Source organism: Marinilactibacillus sp. XAAS-LB27, assembly GCF_036039175.1.
Taxonomy (GTDB): domain Bacteria; phylum Bacillota; class Bacilli; order Lactobacillales; family Carnobacteriaceae_A; genus Marinilactibacillus.
The window spans coordinates 208,629-227,551 of the sequence record NZ_JAYXKP010000002.1 but is presented as its reverse complement, the minus strand read 5'-3'; the positions used below and the strand labels follow the sequence as shown (position 1 = coordinate 227,551).

Genomic DNA, 18,923 nt, shown 5'->3' with positions numbered 1-18,923 from the left:
GGAGCGTTGAAAAACATGGCAGATAACAATATTGAAAACAGTAAATATAAATTAACGAAAAAAGAACGTATGCACGTAGCCTGGAGAAGTCAATTCCTTCAAGCTTCATGGAACTTTGAACGTATGCAAAACGTTGGTTGGGCATACGCAATGATTCCAGCTTTGAAAAAACTATACACTTCAAAAGAAGATAGAGCACAAGCTTTAAAGCGTCACTTAGAATTCTTCAATACTCACCCGTACTTGGCTTCACCAATTTTAGGTGTAACCTTAACACTTGAAGAAGAAAAAGCTGCAGGTAGAGATATTGATAATGCGGCGATTCAAGGGGTTAAAATTGGTATGATGGGACCTTTGGCTGGAGTTGGAGATCCAATTTTCTGGGCAACGATTCGTCCAGTACTTGGTGCATTTGCAGCTTCACTAGCTCTAGGTGGAAACTGGTTAGGACCAATTATTTTCTTCTTAGTTTGGAACCTACTACGTATGGGATTCATCTGGTATACACAAGAATTAGGTTATATCCAAGGTGGTAACATTACTCAGAACTTAAGCGGTGGCTTGATGCAGAAATTGACTCAAGGTGCTTCGGTTCTCGGTATGTTTATCATGGGGATACTTGTTCCTAGATGGACTACAATGAACTTCCCGTTGGTATTAAGTGAAGTTGAATTAGATCCAGCTAACGTTATTAACTTTGGAGAATTAGCAGATCGCTTCAACAATGGAGAAGTTTCTAGCGATGTATTAAGAGATTTCGCAGAAAATGTTCGTGGAGGTTTAAGTACTTCTCCAGTAGAAGTAACGACTCTTCAAAACACATTAGATCAGTTGTTACCAGGTATCGCACCATTACTATTGACCCTTGGTTGTGTGTGGTTACTTCGTAGAAAAGTTAGTCCAATCACAATTATCTTTGGATTATTTGCAATTGGTATTCTTGGATTTGTTGTCGGTATCTTTGGATAATAATTTATAAATTTAAAAATGCGATCCATTCTCAATTTGAGAGTGGATCGCATTTTTTTATGAATCAAATCGTTTTCGTTTAGAAGAAGCAGGGATATCCAGCTGTTTACGGTATTTTGTAACGGCTCTTCTAGAAATTGTAATGTCTTCTTCAGCAAGCAAATCGACGAGTTTCTGATCAGATAATGGTTTTCCTTTATTTTCGTTTGCGATCAGTTTTTGTAGTTTTTGTTGAACAGAATGCGTCGATAGAGAATCGGCTCCTTCGTTCTGAAGTTTTCTGGATAGAAAGAACTTGAATTCATATGTTCCAAAGTCAGTTTGGATATACTTACCGTTGATTGTTCTGCTGATCGTAGATTCATGTAAATCCAATTCCTCGGCCAATTCACTGAGCTGAAGAGATTGAAGCGGACTCGTTTTATCGAAAAAGAACGCTTTTTGTCTGTTTACGATCGCAGTACCGACACGCAAGATGGTTTCATTTCGCTGTTTCAAACTCTCTTGCAGATTCTGATACTCTTGTTTCTTATCTTTGATATAAGATAAAACTTCTTCGTCGCTATGTGCATTTAGTCCGGATACGTAGTCTTGATCAAAAGATAAGACAGGTGTATTTAGTTTTGCTTCCTTAATGATTAAATTCTGATTTTTAATTTGAACAATCAAGTCCGGCCTGATGGTCGTATCCAGATTACTTTGAAACTGCTCACCGGGAGAAGGATCTAATCGCTTAATATAATCGAAAACAGATTGGACTTCTTGAAGAGAAATTCTATATCTGTCTGCAATCAATTTCCATCTGCGGTCCACTAAATCTTGGAAAGATTCTTCTAGAATGATATACGCTGTTTCTGGAGCAGTATGATCACGTTCGGTTTGTAGCATCAAAGATTCCTGAAGAGAACGAGCAGCTATTCCGGCTGGTTCAAGCTGTTGGAGTAAAACCAATGCATCCAATAATAAAGTTTTATCAGCTTTCGTTTCCTCGACGGCTTCTTCAATCGATTTTGTAGAGTATCCTTTTTGATCTAATTGATTGATCCACCAGAAAATCATTTCTCGAATCAACGTATCTCTATAAGTGAGTAAAACTTGTTCTATTAGATGATCTCTTAAACTTTTGCGGTCATCGGGTATCCAGCCCATATCTTGATCAACCGGAGCTAGTTCAGAGCTAGTTCGAGGGAGCTTAATTTCTATAAATGGATTTTCAAGTGCTTTTGAATTCAAATAAGCGATTAATTCATCTTGGTTAAAGTTCAGTATCTGAATTTTCTGTAGTAGGATCGGACTGAGTTGTTGTCGTTGAGATAAATTGAGATGCTGATTCAAGTCCAATACGTTCACTCCTTTTTTCCTGTGTGAATGCTGATGATTTTGCTCATCGGTTTTTATAGTTTAACACAAATAACGACTTACTTTACAGAAACGATTAGAATTAAGCGCAGAAAAACGGCAGTATTCTCAATTTGAATACTGCCGTTTTGTGAAGTTTTATAAAGAAACGACGGAAGGTTCCATTGCCTCTTTCGGGACCCCAAAGAAATAAGTTGCGACGAATCCTCCGGCATAAGCTGCTAGTAATCCCAACACATAAGCCCACCATAGATTGTTCACAATCAATGGAATGAGTGCTACGCCACTTGGGCCGATAGCACTTGCTCCGACACCACCGAATAGCCCGATAACGGCACCGCCGATACCGCCACCGATACAAGCGGTAATAAATGGTTTACCTAGGGGAAGGGTTACAGCGTAAATCAAGGGCTCGCCAATACCAAGAATACCAACCGGTAACGCACCTTTAATCATCGTAGTCAGTTGTTTGTTTTTACGTGCACGTACAAGTATTGCAAATGCTGCACCTACCTGACCAGCACCAGCCATTGCCAGTATAGGTAAGAGTTGTGTAGAACCGGTCTGTTCAATCATGGTCACATGAATCGGTGTTAATACTTGATGTAATCCGAACATAACCATTGGCAAAAACAAGGAACCTAGTACAAATCCAGCGAAAGCACCACCTACGCCTAAAATCCAAGTAATCATTCCAACCAGATTAATTGATACAAAACCAGCCAAAGGCATGATCAGAAATATTGTAGCTAAACCGACGACGAGTAAAGAAATGGTCGGTGTGACAATGATATCAATTGAATTCGGTACGATTTTACGTAGTTGTTTTTCAAGTAAGGAAAGAATCCAGACTGCCAAGATTACGCCAATGATTCCACCTTGGTTAGGTGTTAGAGGTTCTCCTGTAAAGATATTGGGTAAGGGCATTTCAGGTGTCATACCGGTTAGGTAAACGACCCCACCGATAATCCCACCTAATCCTTCAGTAGCTTTAAACACTTTAGCCGCATTAATTCCTACATATATATTTAAATATCCAAATAAACCTTGCTGAATAATACCTGCAACCAATACAAAATACTGCCAGTTTTCTCCTGATATCACTTCAGCTCTTAGTAAATTAGAAAAGACAGAAGCGATTCCGCCAATAATTCCTGCTCCAACAAACGCTGGAATTAAAGGAATAAATATACTTGCTATGGAACGTAAAACCTTTTTCAAAGGGGTCTGAGGATTATGTTTATTTTTGTGAGCGGCTTTGTTTTCTGCTGCTAATTGGTCAAGATTGTCTGTATCTTTGGAAAACAGCGCCTGGTCCTCAGAAGGGGTATCTTCTTCTCCGACAGTTAAGTTCGCAATGTCACCCATTTCATTGGCTACTTTAGCAGCTAGTCCGGGACCTAAAATGATTTGATACGTATCTTCTTCTACAGTTCCAAGTACTCCATTTATTTGCTTGACTTTATCGTCGTTCACTTTGCTTGGATCTTTTATATCGATCCTTACTCTAGTCATACAGTTGATCAATGAATGGACATTATTTGTTCCGCCAATCTGCTCATAAATTTCTTGAGCAAGTTTTTTCTCATCATGTTTTACCACAATTAACGCCTCCTTGTGTAAATTTTATGTAATGGTTTCTATGACCTTATCGTATCAGATTACTTGAGAAAATCAATAAAAAACCTTTTCACTTTATATAATATTTAAATGAAATTTTATTTCACGATAAATCGACGTTTAATTAAGCTGAAGGTTAAATACAGATAAGAATATTAGGCATCTTTCAAATTGTGACTGTGCTATACTATTTTTGTAATCATATTTTTTATTGGGGGAGAAAAAATTGAAATTCACAGATTATACTTATGAACGACCAGATTTTGAAGACTACAAAGAAAAAGCAAACACAATCATTGATACGATAACACAGGCAAAAGCATTAGAAAGTGTTATAGAATCAATTCAAAAAATGTCTGAACTGATGTCGACGCTCGAAACGATGATGAACATTGCATCCATTCGTTACTCGATTGATACGAAAGATACTTATTATGAAGAAGAAGATCAATTTTGGAATGAACATTTACCATTATTCCAAGAAGTAGATACACGCTTTTACAAAGCTGTGACGGAATCTAGTTTTTACGAGCAGCTAAAAACACACTTTCCGAAGACCTTTATTCAAAACATGCAATACGAATTAGATGCTTTCGATGCATCTGCTATTACATTACTTCAAAAAGAAAATCAGTTAAGTAGTGATTATCAAAAACTTATTGCTTCTGCGAATGTTGAATATGATGGAAAACAATTGAATCTTTCTCAATTTGGACCGTATTTACAGGATACAGATAGAGCCGTTAGAAAGTCTGCAACAGATGCTCAGTGGAGCTTTTTTGAAGAAAATGAAGCTAAACTTGATGAACTTTATGATCAGTTAGTAAAAGTCAGAGACCAAATTGCGAAGACTTTAGGATTTAAAGATTTTGTTGAGTTGGCTTATGTGAGAATGAAAAGATATGACTATAACCGTGATATGGTAGAAGTTTACCGTAAACAAGTGCTTGATTATGTTGTACCGGTTACAACGAAACTGGCTCAGAGACAAGCAGAGCGTATCGGGATTTCAGATATGAAACATTATGATACACCCCTTCAATTCTTGGATGGGAATCCGATTCCTCAAGGAGATCCTGATTATATTATTGAACAAGGGAAAAAGATGTATCATGAGTTATCGGAAGAAACGGGTACATTTATCGACTTTATGTTTGACAAAGAACTCGTTGATTTACTTTCCAAAGAAGGAAAGGCCAGTGGTGGGTATTGTACTTATATACCTGATTACGATTCACCGTTTATCTTTGCGAACTTTAACGGTACCTCTGGAGATATTGATGTTTTGACTCATGAAGCGGGGCATGCATTTCAAGTATTTGAATCTCGTTGGATCAAACAACCGGAAATCGTCTTCCCGACTTATGAAAGTTGTGAGATTCATTCAATGAGTATGGAATTTTTCACTTATCCTTGGATGGAACTCTTCTTCAAGGATCAAACAGAAAAGTATAAGTTTGACCATTTGAGTGGGGCACTGCGCTTTTTACCGTATGGTGTGTTAGTCGATCACTTCCAACACGAAGTTTATGAACACCCTGAAATGAGTATAGAAGAAAGAAAAGCAACTTGGAGAAAGCTAGAAAAAGACTATCTACCTGAAAGAGATTTTTCTGATAGTGCTTTTCTTGATAAAGGGACTTTTTGGTATCGTCAAGGACATATCTTTGAATCACCATTTTATTATATCGATTACACGCTAGCGCAAGTTTGTGCACTCCAATTCTGGAAACGATCGTTGATAGATCAAGATAAAGATGCTTGGAACGATTATATGGAAATCTGTCGAGTTGGTGGGACACAAAGTTTCTTAGAAATTATTGAAACAGCTAAGCTTCGCTCACCGTTTGAAGAAGGGTCATTAAGTGATGTAATCAAAGCGATTGAAGTGGAACTAAATCAAGTAGATGATAAAGCGTTATAAGGAAAGAACGATTCCCTATTCATAAAAGGGAATCGTTCTTTTGTTTTTTAATTGTCGGAATCCATTTCTTTCAAACTATGCTCGAGTTCATTTGCTCTTTCGAGTTTTTCATTTAAATCGTTTTCTAATTCCTTGAGTTCATTTTCCAAGAATTCAATCGATTGATAAGCTTCTGATAAAGAAACGTCAACGGATCTTGGATGCTCAGAGTTTCTATGAGCATCACTACTGACGCCATGAAGCATCCAAGGAGAAGGAAGTTCAAAAGGATGATTATTAGGAAGTAACTCGGCTTCAGTTTCTGTTAAGTCTATCCAAACAGTGGTCTCTGGGTTCTTTAGAAGTGCTTCTGAATAATAGGATTGAACCGTATTCCATAAGGATTTTTGTTGAGTGAAATCATCCCATGGATAGATCACATGTAGATAATGACCGCCTTTATCTTCTTCGCACAAAATAACGTAGCGGGTTTGATCTTCATTTTCATAAAAATCCCACTTCTCTAGTACTGCTTCGCTGAAAAGCTTCTCTGAGGCAGGGAAGGGATAATAAGCTTCAAAAGGAAAGACCTTTTTAGGAAAAGAATCACTTAAATAAGTTTGAGCCAACCAATTTTGTTTACGACCCAGATCTGTCAACTTAGTCCAGACGGTAGCATCTTTTTTAGACATCATAGGAAAGAGATCTTTAGTCTGTGCAGCGTACAATGTAGTAACATGAGGAAGCCCAATTTTACTTAAGACTTTTTGGGCCGGTAGATTATGCTTTTCCGTGTTTGCGCCAACGAATGCTACTTCAGGTAATTGAAGAGCTAATTCCTTAACGTACTGAAGGATTTCAGTAGCATAATTCTTTCCACGGAAACGAATATCGCTTCTCAATCGGCCGAGCATAATGAAATGATTCGCAAAGACTGTATACCCTGCAGTGCTAACTAACTGTTCATCTACAAATAATCCAAAGAGTCTATTATCGCCATCTGTGAGGCTAGGGTATACTGCAAGCATATAATCATCTTCTAATCCAGTTTGCATAGTTTTATATTGGGCATAATCAAATTTGTTTAATTGTCTAATTTCTTTGTTCAACAACTATTCCTCCTGGCCTCCTAAGATTTTTTGGGCAGCTAATTGGTACCCAGTAAACGCATACCCTTGTTTTAGATACATTTCCCGTGGGGTATCATCCGCATCCGCTACGAGTATGACTTGTTTTTTCTTTTCTTTAGCTAGGGTCATAACAGCAGTTTGTAATGCACTTGCAACACCTTTATTTCTGAACTCTTCAGATACATAAAGATCATCTATCTCAATGGTAGTTTGCCCAATAAGCGCAATAAGAGATCCAACGGGAGTACCGTTGATATAAGCAATTAGTGGACAGATAAAATCGGCTTCTATAACGGATGTATAAAGATCTTGCTTCATATCCGCAAATAAAGAACCATAAGTTAAATCTTGAGGATAATTCAATTGCTTGAAATCCGTTAATTCATGTTCAGAAACAGGTGAAACATGGATATTCGAAGGAACTTTAATGGAGAATTCATTAGGATCAATTTGAAACAACTCAAGCATTTCAATCTGATAGCCAGATTCTTCAAAATAAGCAACAATCTCAGGTGTGAATCCTTTATCTTGTGGCCAATAAAATTTAAGATGTTCTAGTTCTTCTTCTTCATGAAAAGCAAGTTGCATATTTTCAATCAGCTCAAATTCAGCAAGCGTCGGTTGATACTTTAGAATGAAAAAGTTTGAATCGTATCTATATGGAAGATACTCGTTAAAGTATTGCTGAAAAAATTCGTTTTCGTCAATCAAATTACTGTAGCGATAAACATGATCAAAAGTAATCAAACCTTGTCACCCTTTCTTATCTTCATAGGAATTTACTTAGTATTGAAAAGTATAATTTCACTTAAAAACTGAAACTGTTACATGTTAGATATGCCTACCCAATTATACTTCAATTTGACTTTATCATAAAGAGAATCGAAGTAGATTGTATATTCATGATTTATTTTGTGTAAATAATCAAAAATATAACATATATAGTATGAGTGTTTTCTAATAAACGAAAATTTATTCTTTATCATAAATATAAAGATGCATAAACCGTAAGAAAAATAGGATTAATCACTTTTATATGGATAGGCTGTGACATACCGAAAATAAATATGCTTTGTTAATCTTCATCGGTAAAGGTTGATTTGATAGTGTTTTGCTAAATATATTCATTTCTCTGAGTCTATCTGCTACTAGTTTTTATAAGTATTATGTTAATATTAAAAAAGAAAAAAAGATTATCAGAATAAATATACACTAATAGACATTCATGATAATATTTTTACAATTCTATAAGGGAGTGAATATCATGGAAATGAAGCTAAACAAATCATTGTTCTCACTACTTTCAGTACCACTATTATTGGCCGGTTGCGGAACTGGTGGAACAGAATCCGGTACAAGTGACGAGGGGGCTGAAAGTAGCGTTGAAGGTGGAGTTGTAAAACTCGATTTCTTTAATCAAAAACCGGAGATTACTGCTCAACTAGAAGAGCTCGCGCAGATGTATGAAGAACAAAGTGATGGTCAAACGCAGATTACGATTACAACAGTAGGAAGTGGAGAAGGGTCTGCAGGACTTCAAGCACGCTTTTCTTCTGGAGATGAGCCAGCAATGATGATGCTAGGTGGATTACCTGAAGTTGAACGGTATAGTGATTCACTACTAGATGTAACGGATCTGGAAGTTTCGGATACGATTATCGATGGAATGCTAGAAGGCGGAACAATTGATGGCGTACCACTTGGTGTTCCTCTCAATATAGAAGGCTTTGGCTGGATGTATAATCGTGAGATTTTTGAAGAAGCAGGCGTAGATCCTGAATCTATTCAAAATTATGATGACTTTGCAGCAGCAGTAGAAACACTTGATAGCCAGAAAGAGGCATTAGGAATTGATGCAGTTTTTGGTTTTAGTGGTGGAGAAAATTATATTGCGAACCAATTTTCTGCAAACTTTACAAGTCCTGAATTTAATGACAGTATCATAGAATCATATGAGGCTACTGAACTAAACTGGGAGTATGGAGATCAGATGAAAAAATATACAGATCTCTTTAACGAACATAATGTTCAACCAATATTAACAGTTGATTATAGTCGTTCTGTCGAAGAATTATTTGTAAATGATCGAGTTGCGATGGTTCACCAGGGAATTTGGATTGTTCCAACATTGAATGATATCGATCCAGAATTCGCTCAAGAAAAATTAGGCTTACTACCGGTTTACGGTGAAAACGATACAGAAGGTAAAATTATTGCAGGAGCACCATTTTATATTGGTGTAAACAAAAATCTGGATGAGGCAATAGTTGAAGAATCGAAAAATTTCTTGGACTGGATGTATCTGTCTGATGAAGGAAGAGAAATGATTGTTGGAGACTTGGCTTTTGTACCTGCACAAGAAGGCTACGAACCAAGCGACATTTCCGATCCTGTTTCAAGTGAATTGTACCAAGCTTTGCTTGATGGAGAAACTGGCGCGATGACGCATAAGCAATATCCTGATGGATGGTTCCAACAAGTCCTTTATCCAGAATATCAGAAATATCTAACTGGCGATCAGTCATGGGAAGATTTTGAAAATAATACAGCGGAAGCTTTTAAAGAAATGCGGTGAGTTTGATGCAAGGTAAACACAACACAGCTTATTACTGGGCATTTGTATTGCCATCAGTTTTAGCAGTATCAGTAATCATACTGATTCCATTGATTCTTGGAATCGGTACATCTTTAACAGATTCAGATGGATACACTTCTTCTTTTATCGGTCTTCAAAATTATCTGAGATTGATGAAAGATACTCAGTTCTTGAACAGTTTATGGTTTACATTAAGATTTTCGTTTGTAGCGGTTATCCTTGTCAATGCCATTGGCTTAGGATTAGCGCTACTGGTAACTCAGAAATTAGGGAAAGTCAGTACCCTTTTTAGAACGATTTTCTTTATGCCGAATTTAATTGGCGGGATTATCTTAGGATTTATCTGGCAATTTATTTTTGTTAGAGCGTTTGAGGGAATCGCTACAGCAACTGGGATTTCATTCTTTAGTGCCTGGTTGTCAGATTCCTCTACAGGATTTTGGGGTATGATTATTGTCTTCTTATGGCAAATGAGTGGATACATCATGATTATTTATATTTCGTTTTTGGCGAATATTCCAAAAGAACTGATTGAAGCTGGGTTTATGGATGGTGCAAGTGACTGGAAAGCTTTTTGGCATATCAAGTTTCCAATGTTGGCACCGGCATTCACCATCAGTCTATTCTTAACGTTAGCGAATGCATTCAAAATATATGATGTCAACTTAGCACTGACAAATGGTGCACCCTATGGTTCAACTGAAATGGTCGCAATGAATATTTACAACACAGCGTTTTATCAGTACGAGCAAGGATATGCACAATCTAAAGCGATTATATTTCTACTTCTTATAGCGGCAATCTCTTTAACGCAAATTCTTATTACACGGAGAAAAGAGGTTGATTTATAATGAGTAGCGTGAAAAGACATAAATCTTTAGTATTACTAATGGGTACGATCTTATCTCTAACTTGGATATACCCGTTTGTTATTATATTTTTTGGATCATTTAAAAATAGATCTGAAATTTTCACAAACACACTTTGGGTACCAGAAGATGTTGTAACGGATAATTACCCAAGAGCCTATGAAAGTCTAGAATTTGCAAGTAGTTTTTTTAACTCATTATTGATTACCACAGTCAGTATTATTATCATTATAATCTTCTCTTCTATGGCTGCTTATGCACTAGCGAGAAAGAAGAATAAAATGAGTAATGTCATCTACTTTATGTGCGCTTTAACCATGCTGATTCCTTTCCAATCTGTTATGATTCCATTGGTTAGTATGTTTGGACAAGTGGATCTTCTAAACCGATTTGGACTTGTTATTATGAACTGGGGATTCGCAACGAGCATGTCAATCTTCTTATACTATGGAGCTATGAGATCAATCTCAGTTTCACTAGATGAAGCAGCTTACCTCGATGGAGGAAATCCTTTGCAGATATTCTGGCAAGTGATCTTTCCTATATTGAAGCCTACGACTGTAACAGTCATCATCCTAAATGCCATTAGATTATGGAATGACTTCTTACTACCTTCTCTTGTTATTAATAAAGAAGGTATGCGGACAATACCACTTAGAATGTATTATTTCTTTGGCGAATATACTGTTCAGTGGGAGTTAGCACTAGCAGGTCTAGTGTTAGCAATTATTCCAATCATTATCTTATATATCTTCCTTCAGAAATATATCGTTGAAGGGGTTACAGAAGGCGCGACAAAATCTTAATATAAATATATTTAAAAGATGTAGAGCTAATGAAGCTCTGCATCTTTTTTTATACATAATTTTATGAGTCAAAAATTGTCAAAAATTGTTCACTGTAAAAGAAACGAATGAACATTAAAAGAAGGTTGTTATATATTTGAAATACTGTTGTAGGGGTGTTTCTCTAAAATTTTTTGTTCGAATTTCCGTCAAACAATACAATCTTGTAACAAAGTACGGGTTAATTTGTCATAAGAATAAAATCTTAAAGATTCAAAAAACATGATAGGATTAACTTAGTCAACCAGAGAGAAACATGTGACCAAGTCACAAGTTAAGAAACTATAAAAAAGAATGTAGGAGTCGTTAAATTGATTAAAAAGAAAGTTTTTGCCGTAGTAGCAGCATCATGTCTTAGTTTTCCAGTATTTGCACCCATTCAAGCATCCGCTCAATCTGATCGCATGGAAGAGTTAGAAAGAGAGCAGCGTGAACTGAATGAGAAAAATCAGTCTTTAGACGAACAGATTCAGTCAAAAGAGCAACAGATGGAAAGTCTACAAGAAGAGCGTACTCGGCTAGAAGAAGAAGTGAGTGGTCTTCAAAAAAATATTGATGAATTGGTTATGAAGATTGAAGAACAAGAAAAAGACATTGAACGTATTGAAAAAGAAATTGAAGAATTACAAGCAGATATCGATAGATTGGAAAAACAAATTGAACAAAGAAATGAACAATTAGAGAATCAAGCAAGATCCGTCCAGACAGAAGGAAATGCTTCTGATATTATCAATATGGTCGTATCTGCTGAAGACTTTTCTGATTTAATTGGACGTATCGGTATGGTTTCTCAAATCGTATCTGCCAATCAAACCATTATGCAAGCTCAAATGGATGATCAAGAAGCTTTAGAAGCTGCAGAGCAATCAATCGAAAAAGAAAAAGAAGAAGTGCAAACAGTAAAAGCTCAACTAGAAGTAGATCGAAACAACTTAGTTGCACAAAGAGTGGAATTGGACGATAAAATCATTCAAGTTGCAGAACGTTTCAACATGTCTGAAGAAGAAAAAGCCTCATTTGTTTCGGAACAAACACTTGTAGCGCAACGAACAAGTACATTAAGTGCAGAAATGCAAGAAGAACAAGAACGTATTATGGAAGAGCAAAGAAGAATTCAAGAAGAAGCGCGTCTCGCTGAAGAAAAGCGCCAAAAAGAAGAAGAAGAAGCTTATAGATTGGCTGAAGAAAAAAGAGTTGCAGAAGAAAAAGTAGCTAGTGAGCAAGCAGCAGAAGAAAAAGCAACAAGCGAAAGAGCCGCAGCTAGAGCTGCAGCCGAAAAACAAAAATCAGAGGTAGCGACTTCTACTTCGAAACCGTCACAACCTAAATCAACGCCAGCGCCATCAACACCAAGTGCTCCTGCACCATCAAAACCGAAAGCACCAGCACCATCAACACCAAGTACTCCTGCACCATCAAAACCGAGCACTGGTGGAGGCTGGACAAGACCGGCTAGCGGACGAATCTCTTCGCCGTTTGGTTACCGTACGCATCCGATCAGTGGAGAACGAAAACTTCACAGAGGAGTCGATATTGCCGGTGGTGGACCTATTGTCGCTGCAAAACCTGGTAAGGTTGTTACAGCTTCATTTGGTGGTAGCTATGGATACTACGTCAAAATCGATCATGGTGATGGAACGACTTCACTTTACGCGCATATGTTATCAGGTCTTAAAGTTGCACCTGGACAAACCGTATCTCAAGGACAACAGATTGGTGTCATGGGATCAACTGGTGGTTCAACAGGCGTTCACTTGCACTTTGAAATTACAGTAAATGGAAATCTTGTTGATCCTCTTTCTTATATCGGAGGATAATTAAACAATTAGAATCGGAGAGCTGCACTACAAACGTAGATGTATGCTCTCTTTTTTTGTCGATTTAAAGAATAATTTACTGCTCAGTATGAATTGAATTATGTTAAACTATTCTTTGTAAAAGAGAGAGGGCGTTACGATGGAAAAAATTGAATCCACAAAAAACCAAAAAGTTAAAAACTGGAAAAAGCTCCTGACCAGAAAAGGTCGAAATAAAGCAGGACAATATCTGATAGAAGGGTTTCATTTAATAGAAGAAGCTATTCGTGCTAATGTGTTGATTCAATGTTTGATAATCAGAGAAGATGTCATCAATAGCGAATGGGTAACGCATATAGAATCGGTAGAAGCTTTTGAGGTATCTTTTGAAGTGGCTGCAGAACTTGCGGATACAGGAACCACACAAGGGATTTTTGCAGTACTTAACATAGAAGAAGAAAAAGTTGAAACCATTGAGAAGCCTTACCTTTTTTTAGACGCCGTTCAAGATCCAGGAAATGTGGGTACGCTTATTCGTTCTGCAGATGCAGCCGGATTTGGAGGTGTAGTGTTAGGTGAAGGATCAGCAGATTTGTATAATCCTAAAACTTTAAGATCTGCCCAAGGGAGCCACTTTCATTTAACCGTAACCAGTGGAGAACTAGAACAATGGGTAGAATCTTTTCAAACTAAAGGTTATGCAGTTTATGGAACGGCATTAGATGAACGAGCGGTAGACTACGCTAGTGAAAAACAAACACAGCCTTTTGGTCTGATCGTTGGGAACGAAGGTGCCGGTGTACGTTCTGAGTTACTAGAGGTGACAGATAAAAATTTATATATTCCAATTAAAGGGCAAGCAGAATCTTTGAACGTTGCGATTGCTGCGAGCATCTTGATGTTTTCTATATATCAATAAAAGAGTTACCTAGATCAGGACAAAATAAGTAATTATAACGGAAATTTGACAATTTCCGTCTATTTAAAATGTAAACGCTTTTTATCTAACGGAATACTTTAAATATGATTTCGTTAGGAGTAAGATATGGAACATAAGCCATTAACGATAAAAAAACATTCTATTAAATAAAATGACTATAGATATCAACCGTAGCATAAAGGAGACGTTTCATGGAATTTGTTCAGTCAATCTGGGAACAGGATCTAGAATATGTAGCTTTAATTAATGATTTACTTGAAAATGAAGATTTGCTTAAATTAGAAACTATTACGCATCACCATTATACGACTCGCTTGACACACTCGCTTTTTGTTTCATACGTCAGCTACCGTATAGCTAAAAAAATGAATTTGAATGTAAGGGCAGTTGCTAGAGCAGGTCTCTTACACGATTTCTTCCATGAAGGACGAGAAGAAATCGCAGCTATGGAACTGGGCTCACACAACTGTGTACATCCTAAAATTGCTGTGGAAAATGCAGCGAAGATTACGCCGTTAAGTGAACTTGAAAAAGACATCATCTTAAAGCACATGTTTTTGTGCTCAAAAGTTGGATTGCCAAGATACAAAGAGAGTATGATTGTAACTTGCGTAGATAAATACTGTGCAATCAGTGAAGTCTCTCAACCATTAAGAGAAAAGACAAAAGTGAAAATGGCGAATTTAATTTCTCGAATACGCCTAGTACACGCTTAATTAAAACAAAAGTGATTCTTTAGTAAGATTTCACCCGCTACTTAACAAATTAAAAAGCAGGAGTTGAAGTGTACACATGTACAAGTCAACTCCTGCTTTTTTGATTATCTAGTTTTAAAGCATACTGTCTGAAATATGCAGATTCAAATAAGTGATGGACGCAATGTTATAACGGGGCGTTGATTAGCAATTCATTTTCAACTAAATCAACCACTTTGAAACGATTATCTTCTTTAATATAAATAGATTTAAACATTTGCTCGTCACCATCAGTAAATAGAACAACTCTAGTTCCTGGGTTATCTGTAATGAGATAAGCATCAAGTTGAGAAGGGTCAAAAGTATCTTGATCTTCAAATTCTTCATATTCGCTTAAATCAGAAATCATCTCAGCGTCTTCTAAATCTTCATCATCTACGGGTGCCATTTCTTCTTCGGTCGCAGCAGCCTCAGTTACTTGAGTTTCGTCGTCTACTGCAGCTTCTTCTTCTTGAGTAAGTGTTGTCTCTTCATTTGCTTCATCTGTATCTCCAGCATTGCAAGCGCCTAGTAAGCTTATACTGAATAGTAAACCAATCATCTTTTTCATATAAATACTCCTCTGTTAAAATGATAGTTTAAGTATACAAAACATCTAAATATTCCTCAAAAGATAGGGACCAAGGCACAAAATAGGTTGTCTCTATTGAAAAATAAAAAGGGATACTGTATCGTTAACTTACATATACCGCCTTGAAATAGACTAAATAATCAGATATGATGAATTGTCGATTGGAAAGAGAAGGTTAAAAGGAAGTCTCTACTAAAAGTACATGCTAAGTGCATGTTTTTTTTGAGCATATCCTAACTAGTAAATTTGGAGGTGAGGCAAATGGATGCCAGTCCCAGTTTTTTATCAATAAGTAAATCAAATCAAAAAAGTGCCTCCAAAGGTATACTCAGTGAAGGATGATAGAAAATGAAATTTATCAAAGATAACAAACAAAAACACTACGAACAAATTTTTTCAGCAGCTAAAAAAGACGATCGCGAACAGTTCAGAGAATTATTTCTTAAGTTACATGACAGAGATCAGCACGAAATATTCCATTTACTATATCCAGAAAAAAAGCGAAAGATTTCTCATTTTCTCGATCCTGAAGAATTTGCTGAGATATTTGAATGGATGGAGACAGAAGATCAAGAAGCTGCTGTCCAGTACCTTCCAGACGAATACATGGCTAAAGTGTTCAACCATATGGCGGCCGATGATGTAGCGCATTTTTTAAACGAAAGTGATGATACAGATAATCAAGTATTGCTTTCTATGATGGATGACCGCGAAAGTGAACGCGTACAGGAACTATTGTCTTATGCACCAGAAACTGCTGGGTCAATTATGACCAAGGAGTTTATTAAAATCAATTACAAGTTAACTCTAGATCAAGTTATTAAAAAATTGAGAAATATCGGTAAAAAAGCAGAAACAATTTATTACTTATATGTGGTCGATGAAAAGGAAAGATTGTTAGGAGTTCTGTCACTAAGAGACCTATTACTTTCTCCTGAAACAGAAACAGTTGAAAACATTATGTTTAGTCAAGTTGTTTCGGTCAAAGTGGATGAAGATCAGGAAAACGTTGCGAGAGTCATTCAAGATTACGATTTACTTGCTTTACCAGTGCTTGCACACAATGGTTCTATGTTGGGTATCGTAACGGTCGATGATATTATGGACGTTTTAGAAGACGAGGTAACAGAGGATTTCAATGACTTTGCAGCAATCAAAAAAGGGACAGACGATAGAAAAATGACGCCATTTAAAACAGCGAAAGCACGAGCACCGTGGATAGTCATCCTTTTATTCTTAGGAATGATTACTGGAAGTCTAATCAGTTTCTTCGAAGAGACATTACAGTCCGTTGTATTATTAGCAGCATTTATTCCTATGATCATGGATACAGCCGGTAACGTAGGTACACAAGCATTAGCGGTAGCGGTTCGTAATCTAACAATTGAAGATGATCAAGACAAAGAAAGCTTGTTCCAGACGATTAAAAATGAACTTGGAGCAGGTGTACTAATTGGTATCTTAGCAGCAGTTGTTGTGAGTGGTATTGTGTTCGTTCTTCATGGAAATGGTGTACTAGCTTTAATTATCAGTGCGTCAATGTTACTAACGGTAAGTGTATCTACAGTTATGGGGACCGTTATTCCTGTAATTATTAACAAATTTAAAATTGATCCAGCAGTAGCATCAGGTCCGTTTATTACAACAATTAATGATTCACTGGGATTATTTATCTATTTTTCTATTGCAACGCTTTTCCTTGAGCACTTATAAAGGGCAATAGCTCAAGATTGATCGATGATATGTCAGAAATTCAACTTTTTCTTCTATTTACTTACAAAAAGTTCTTATTGATGATATACTATTGTTGTTTGAAAGTAGAGGTGAACATACATGATTGAAGCAACAGAGAATAAAATCATTTGTCCAAAGTTTGAGCAAACATTTTCTATACTAGGGAAAAAATGGACTGGACTCATTATTGATGTTTTATTGGATGGACCTCGTCGTTTCAAAGATCTTTCGGAATCGATACCTGATGTAAGTGATCGTGTTCTAGTAGAAAGACTGAAAGAACTTGAACAGGCTGATATCGTGACTAAGAATCTTGATGAAGATTGCGAAATCAAATCTGGATATCGTCTAACGTCAAAGGGCGCAGCTCTTGAAACAGTTATGAGAGAGGTACAAGGCTGGGCTGACGAATGGATCAGTGCTGAGGAATGCCATAAACACCTATAATCGGTTTCAAAACCAATAATATAAATGAAAAGCTATTGTTGAAAAAGAGTAATTCAGTGGATTATCAAGAGAGCGAATGCCATTGGCTGAAAGCATTCGTATAAAAAGCTGAATGAAGTTCACTTTCAACGTTCTAGAGTTTCAGATCTGCGGATCTTTTGCTCTGGTTAAAGCAGATTTCGTATGACAGAAGAAATCTCGGTATGCGCCGTTATGCAGAAGTGTAAGACTGGCTTGATCCAGTTTTAAACAAGGGTGGTACCGCGTGTTGACCTCGTCCCTATATTGGGATGGGGTCTTTTTTTGTTCAAAAACTACATAAACAAAGGAGAGAGAGTATGGAATTAAAAGATAGATTATCAGACATTTCAGCAAAAGCAAGAGTTGAGATCAGTGCAATAACAACTATGGAAGCATTAGAAACATTAAGAGTCGCTTATTTAGGGAAAAAAGGTGCGTTAACACAAGTGCTTAAAGGGATGAAAGATTTATCCGCTGAAGAGCGTCCTGTAATTGGACAGTTGGGAAACAAAGTCAGAGACGAAATCGCGACGCAACTAACTGAAACGAAAGCGTCTATTGAAAAAGAAGTTTTGAACAAGCGCCTTTCAGAAGAAACATTGGATGTCACACTTCCAGGTATTAAACCGAAAAAAGGTCAAGCGCATGTCATCACGCAAAGTATAGAAGAAATTGAAGATCTTTTCTTAGGAATGGGTTATCAGATTGTTGAAGGAAATGAAGTAGAAGAAGACTATTACAACTTTGAACGAGTGAATCTTCCACAAAATCACCCTGCTCGGGATATGCAAGATACATTTTATATAACTAACGAGATTTTATTGCGGACACATACATCTCCAGTTCAAGCAAGAACACTTGAAAAGCATGATTTTTCAAAAGGACCGCTTAAAATAATTAGTCCTGGTAAAGTTTATCGTCGTGATACAGATGATGCAACGCACTCTCATCAATTTCACCAGATTGAAGGTTTGGTCATTGATAAGCATATTACGATGGCTGATCTTAAAGGCACACTTGAAGCATTAGCTAAGAAAATGTTTGGAGAAAATCGTGAAATTAGATTGCGTCCAAGTTACTTCCCGTTTACGGAGCCTTCTGTAGAAGTCGATGTCAGCTGCTTTAAATGTGGTGGAGAAGGATGTAATGTCTGTAAGCAAACAGGATGGATTGAAATTCTTGGAGCCGGTATGACACATCCAGAAGTGCTGAGAATGTCCGGTGTAGATCCAGAGATTTATGGTGGATTCGCATTTGGAATGGGACCAGACCGAATCGCAATGCTGAAGTACGGAGTCGATGATATCCGTAATTTTTACTTGAACGACCAGAGATTCTTAGAACAATTCAAGGTGAAGGGATAGGATA

General features: G+C 36.9%; 16 protein-coding genes. 11 read left to right on the top strand and 5 right to left on the bottom strand.

All coding sequences use genetic code 11. From position 1 onward, the window contains the following. The first annotated feature begins 15 nt into the window (after positions 1–15). Positions 16–969 (top strand): PTS system mannose/fructose/sorbose family transporter subunit IID, encoded by a 954-nt coding sequence (locus tag VXN63_RS04705; protein WP_327756821.1) that lies wholly within the window; start codon positions 16–18, stop codon positions 967–969. Positions 970–1,026: 57 nt separating this feature from the next. Here the strand turns inward: VXN63_RS04705 and rpoN are convergent, their stop codons facing one another. Together rpoN and VXN63_RS04695 are read right to left on the bottom strand one after the other, a co-directional pair. Next, positions 1,027–2,310: an RNA polymerase factor sigma-54 gene (rpoN, locus tag VXN63_RS04700; RefSeq protein WP_327756820.1), complete on the bottom strand. Its 1,284-nt coding sequence runs from the start codon at positions 2,308–2,310 to the stop codon at positions 1,027–1,029. Positions 2,311–2,466: 156 nt separating this feature from the next. Beyond that, positions 2,467–3,930: a PTS transporter subunit EIIC gene (locus tag VXN63_RS04695; protein ID WP_327756819.1), complete on the bottom strand. Its 1,464-nt coding sequence runs from the start codon at positions 3,928–3,930 to the stop codon at positions 2,467–2,469. A 244-nt stretch (positions 3,931–4,174) separates the two neighbouring features. Between VXN63_RS04695 and VXN63_RS04690 the strand changes: the two genes are divergently transcribed. Beyond that, entirely contained in the window at positions 4,175–5,872 is a 1,698-nt protein-coding gene (locus VXN63_RS04690; RefSeq protein ID WP_327756818.1) for a M3 family oligoendopeptidase, read from the top strand. Between the two features lie 47 nt (positions 5,873–5,919). On the opposite strand, the gene VXN63_RS04685 is transcribed toward VXN63_RS04690, so the two are convergent. Both VXN63_RS04685 and VXN63_RS04680 read right to left on the bottom strand, forming a co-directional pair. Further along, a complete protein-coding gene (locus tag VXN63_RS04685) occupies positions 5,920–6,960 on the bottom strand; it encodes a GNAT family N-acetyltransferase (protein ID WP_327756816.1) in 1,041 nt (346 codons plus the stop codon). Between the two features lie 3 nt (positions 6,961–6,963). Continuing rightward, entirely contained in the window at positions 6,964–7,728 is a 765-nt protein-coding gene (locus tag VXN63_RS04680; RefSeq protein ID WP_327756815.1) for a GNAT family N-acetyltransferase, read from the bottom strand. Between the two features lie 517 nt (positions 7,729–8,245). Here VXN63_RS04680 and VXN63_RS04675 point away from each other — a divergent pair. The 6 genes from VXN63_RS04675 (at position 8,246) to VXN63_RS04650 (ending at position 14,743) form a co-directional block, all read left to right on the top strand. After that, positions 8,246–9,556 carry an ABC transporter substrate-binding protein gene (locus VXN63_RS04675; RefSeq protein WP_327756814.1) on the top strand — a complete coding sequence of 437 codons (1,311 nt, stop codon included), beginning with the start codon at positions 8,246–8,248 and terminating at the stop codon, positions 9,554–9,556. Between the two features lie 5 nt (positions 9,557–9,561). Further along, positions 9,562–10,428 carry a carbohydrate ABC transporter permease gene (locus VXN63_RS04670; RefSeq protein WP_327756813.1) on the top strand — a complete coding sequence of 289 codons (867 nt, stop codon included), beginning with the start codon at positions 9,562–9,564 and terminating at the stop codon, positions 10,426–10,428. Continuing rightward, positions 10,428–11,252 carry a carbohydrate ABC transporter permease gene (locus VXN63_RS04665; protein WP_327756812.1) on the top strand — a complete coding sequence of 275 codons (825 nt, stop codon included), beginning with the start codon at positions 10,428–10,430 and terminating at the stop codon, positions 11,250–11,252. The genes VXN63_RS04670 and VXN63_RS04665 overlap by 1 nt, the downstream gene beginning before the upstream one ends. Positions 11,253–11,602: 350 nt before the next feature. Then, positions 11,603–13,108, top strand: a complete 1,506-nt coding sequence (locus VXN63_RS04660) for a peptidoglycan DD-metalloendopeptidase family protein (protein ID WP_327756811.1) — start codon at positions 11,603–11,605, stop codon at positions 13,106–13,108. Positions 13,109–13,247: 139 nt separating this feature from the next. Continuing rightward, positions 13,248–14,006 carry a TrmH family RNA methyltransferase gene (locus VXN63_RS04655; protein ID WP_327756810.1) on the top strand — a complete coding sequence of 253 codons (759 nt, stop codon included), beginning with the start codon at positions 13,248–13,250 and terminating at the stop codon, positions 14,004–14,006. 212 nt (positions 14,007–14,218) lie between these two features. Next, a complete protein-coding gene (locus VXN63_RS04650; protein WP_327756809.1) occupies positions 14,219–14,743 on the top strand; it encodes an HD domain-containing protein in 525 nt (174 codons plus the stop codon). A 166-nt stretch (positions 14,744–14,909) separates the two neighbouring features. Here VXN63_RS04650 and VXN63_RS04645 read toward each other — a convergent pair whose 3' ends face one another. After that, the gene (locus VXN63_RS04645; RefSeq protein ID WP_327756808.1) at positions 14,910–15,332 is read right to left on the bottom strand and encodes a hypothetical protein; all 423 of its coding nucleotides are present in this window, start codon (positions 15,330–15,332) and stop codon (positions 14,910–14,912) included. Between the two features lie 369 nt (positions 15,333–15,701). On the opposite strand from VXN63_RS04645, the gene mgtE reads away from it, so the two are divergent. The 3 genes from mgtE (at position 15,702) to pheS (ending at position 18,919) form a co-directional block, all read left to right on the top strand. Beyond that, the gene (mgtE, locus tag VXN63_RS04640) at positions 15,702–17,066 is read left to right on the top strand and encodes a magnesium transporter (protein ID WP_327756807.1); all 1,365 of its coding nucleotides are present in this window, start codon (positions 15,702–15,704) and stop codon (positions 17,064–17,066) included. Positions 17,067–17,189: 123 nt separating this feature from the next. Beyond that, on the top strand, positions 17,190–17,534 hold the full coding sequence (locus VXN63_RS04635) for a winged helix-turn-helix transcriptional regulator (RefSeq protein WP_327756878.1): 345 nt from the start codon (positions 17,190–17,192) through the stop codon (positions 17,532–17,534). Positions 17,535–17,872: 338 nt separating this feature from the next. Beyond that, positions 17,873–18,919, top strand: a complete 1,047-nt coding sequence (gene pheS / locus VXN63_RS04630; protein ID WP_327756806.1) for a phenylalanine--tRNA ligase subunit alpha — start codon at positions 17,873–17,875, stop codon at positions 18,917–18,919. The last annotated feature ends 4 nt before the right edge of the window (positions 18,920–18,923 follow it).

What these genes read in the sequence shown, in the direction of transcription:
- pheS (WP_327756806.1), top strand. Translation starts at nt 17,873, where the DNA reads ATGGAATTAAAAGATAGATTATCAGACATTTCAGCAAAAGCAAGAGTT.
- VXN63_RS04675 (WP_327756814.1), top strand. Translation starts at nt 8,246, where the DNA reads ATGGAAATGAAGCTAAACAAATCATTGTTCTCACTACTTTCAGTACCA.
- VXN63_RS04705 (WP_327756821.1), top strand. Translation starts at nt 16, where the DNA reads ATGGCAGATAACAATATTGAAAACAGTAAATATAAATTAACGAAAAAA.
- VXN63_RS04650 (WP_327756809.1), top strand. Translation starts at nt 14,219, where the DNA reads ATGGAATTTGTTCAGTCAATCTGGGAACAGGATCTAGAATATGTAGCT.
- VXN63_RS04655 (WP_327756810.1), top strand. Translation starts at nt 13,248, where the DNA reads ATGGAAAAAATTGAATCCACAAAAAACCAAAAAGTTAAAAACTGGAAA.
- VXN63_RS04665 (WP_327756812.1), top strand. Translation starts at nt 10,428, where the DNA reads ATGAGTAGCGTGAAAAGACATAAATCTTTAGTATTACTAATGGGTACG.
- VXN63_RS04645 (WP_327756808.1), bottom strand. Translation starts at nt 15,332, where the DNA reads ATGAAAAAGATGATTGGTTTACTATTCAGTATAAGCTTACTAGGCGCT.
- mgtE (WP_327756807.1), top strand. Translation starts at nt 15,702, where the DNA reads ATGAAATTTATCAAAGATAACAAACAAAAACACTACGAACAAATTTTT.
- VXN63_RS04670 (WP_327756813.1), top strand. Translation starts at nt 9,562, where the DNA reads ATGCAAGGTAAACACAACACAGCTTATTACTGGGCATTTGTATTGCCA.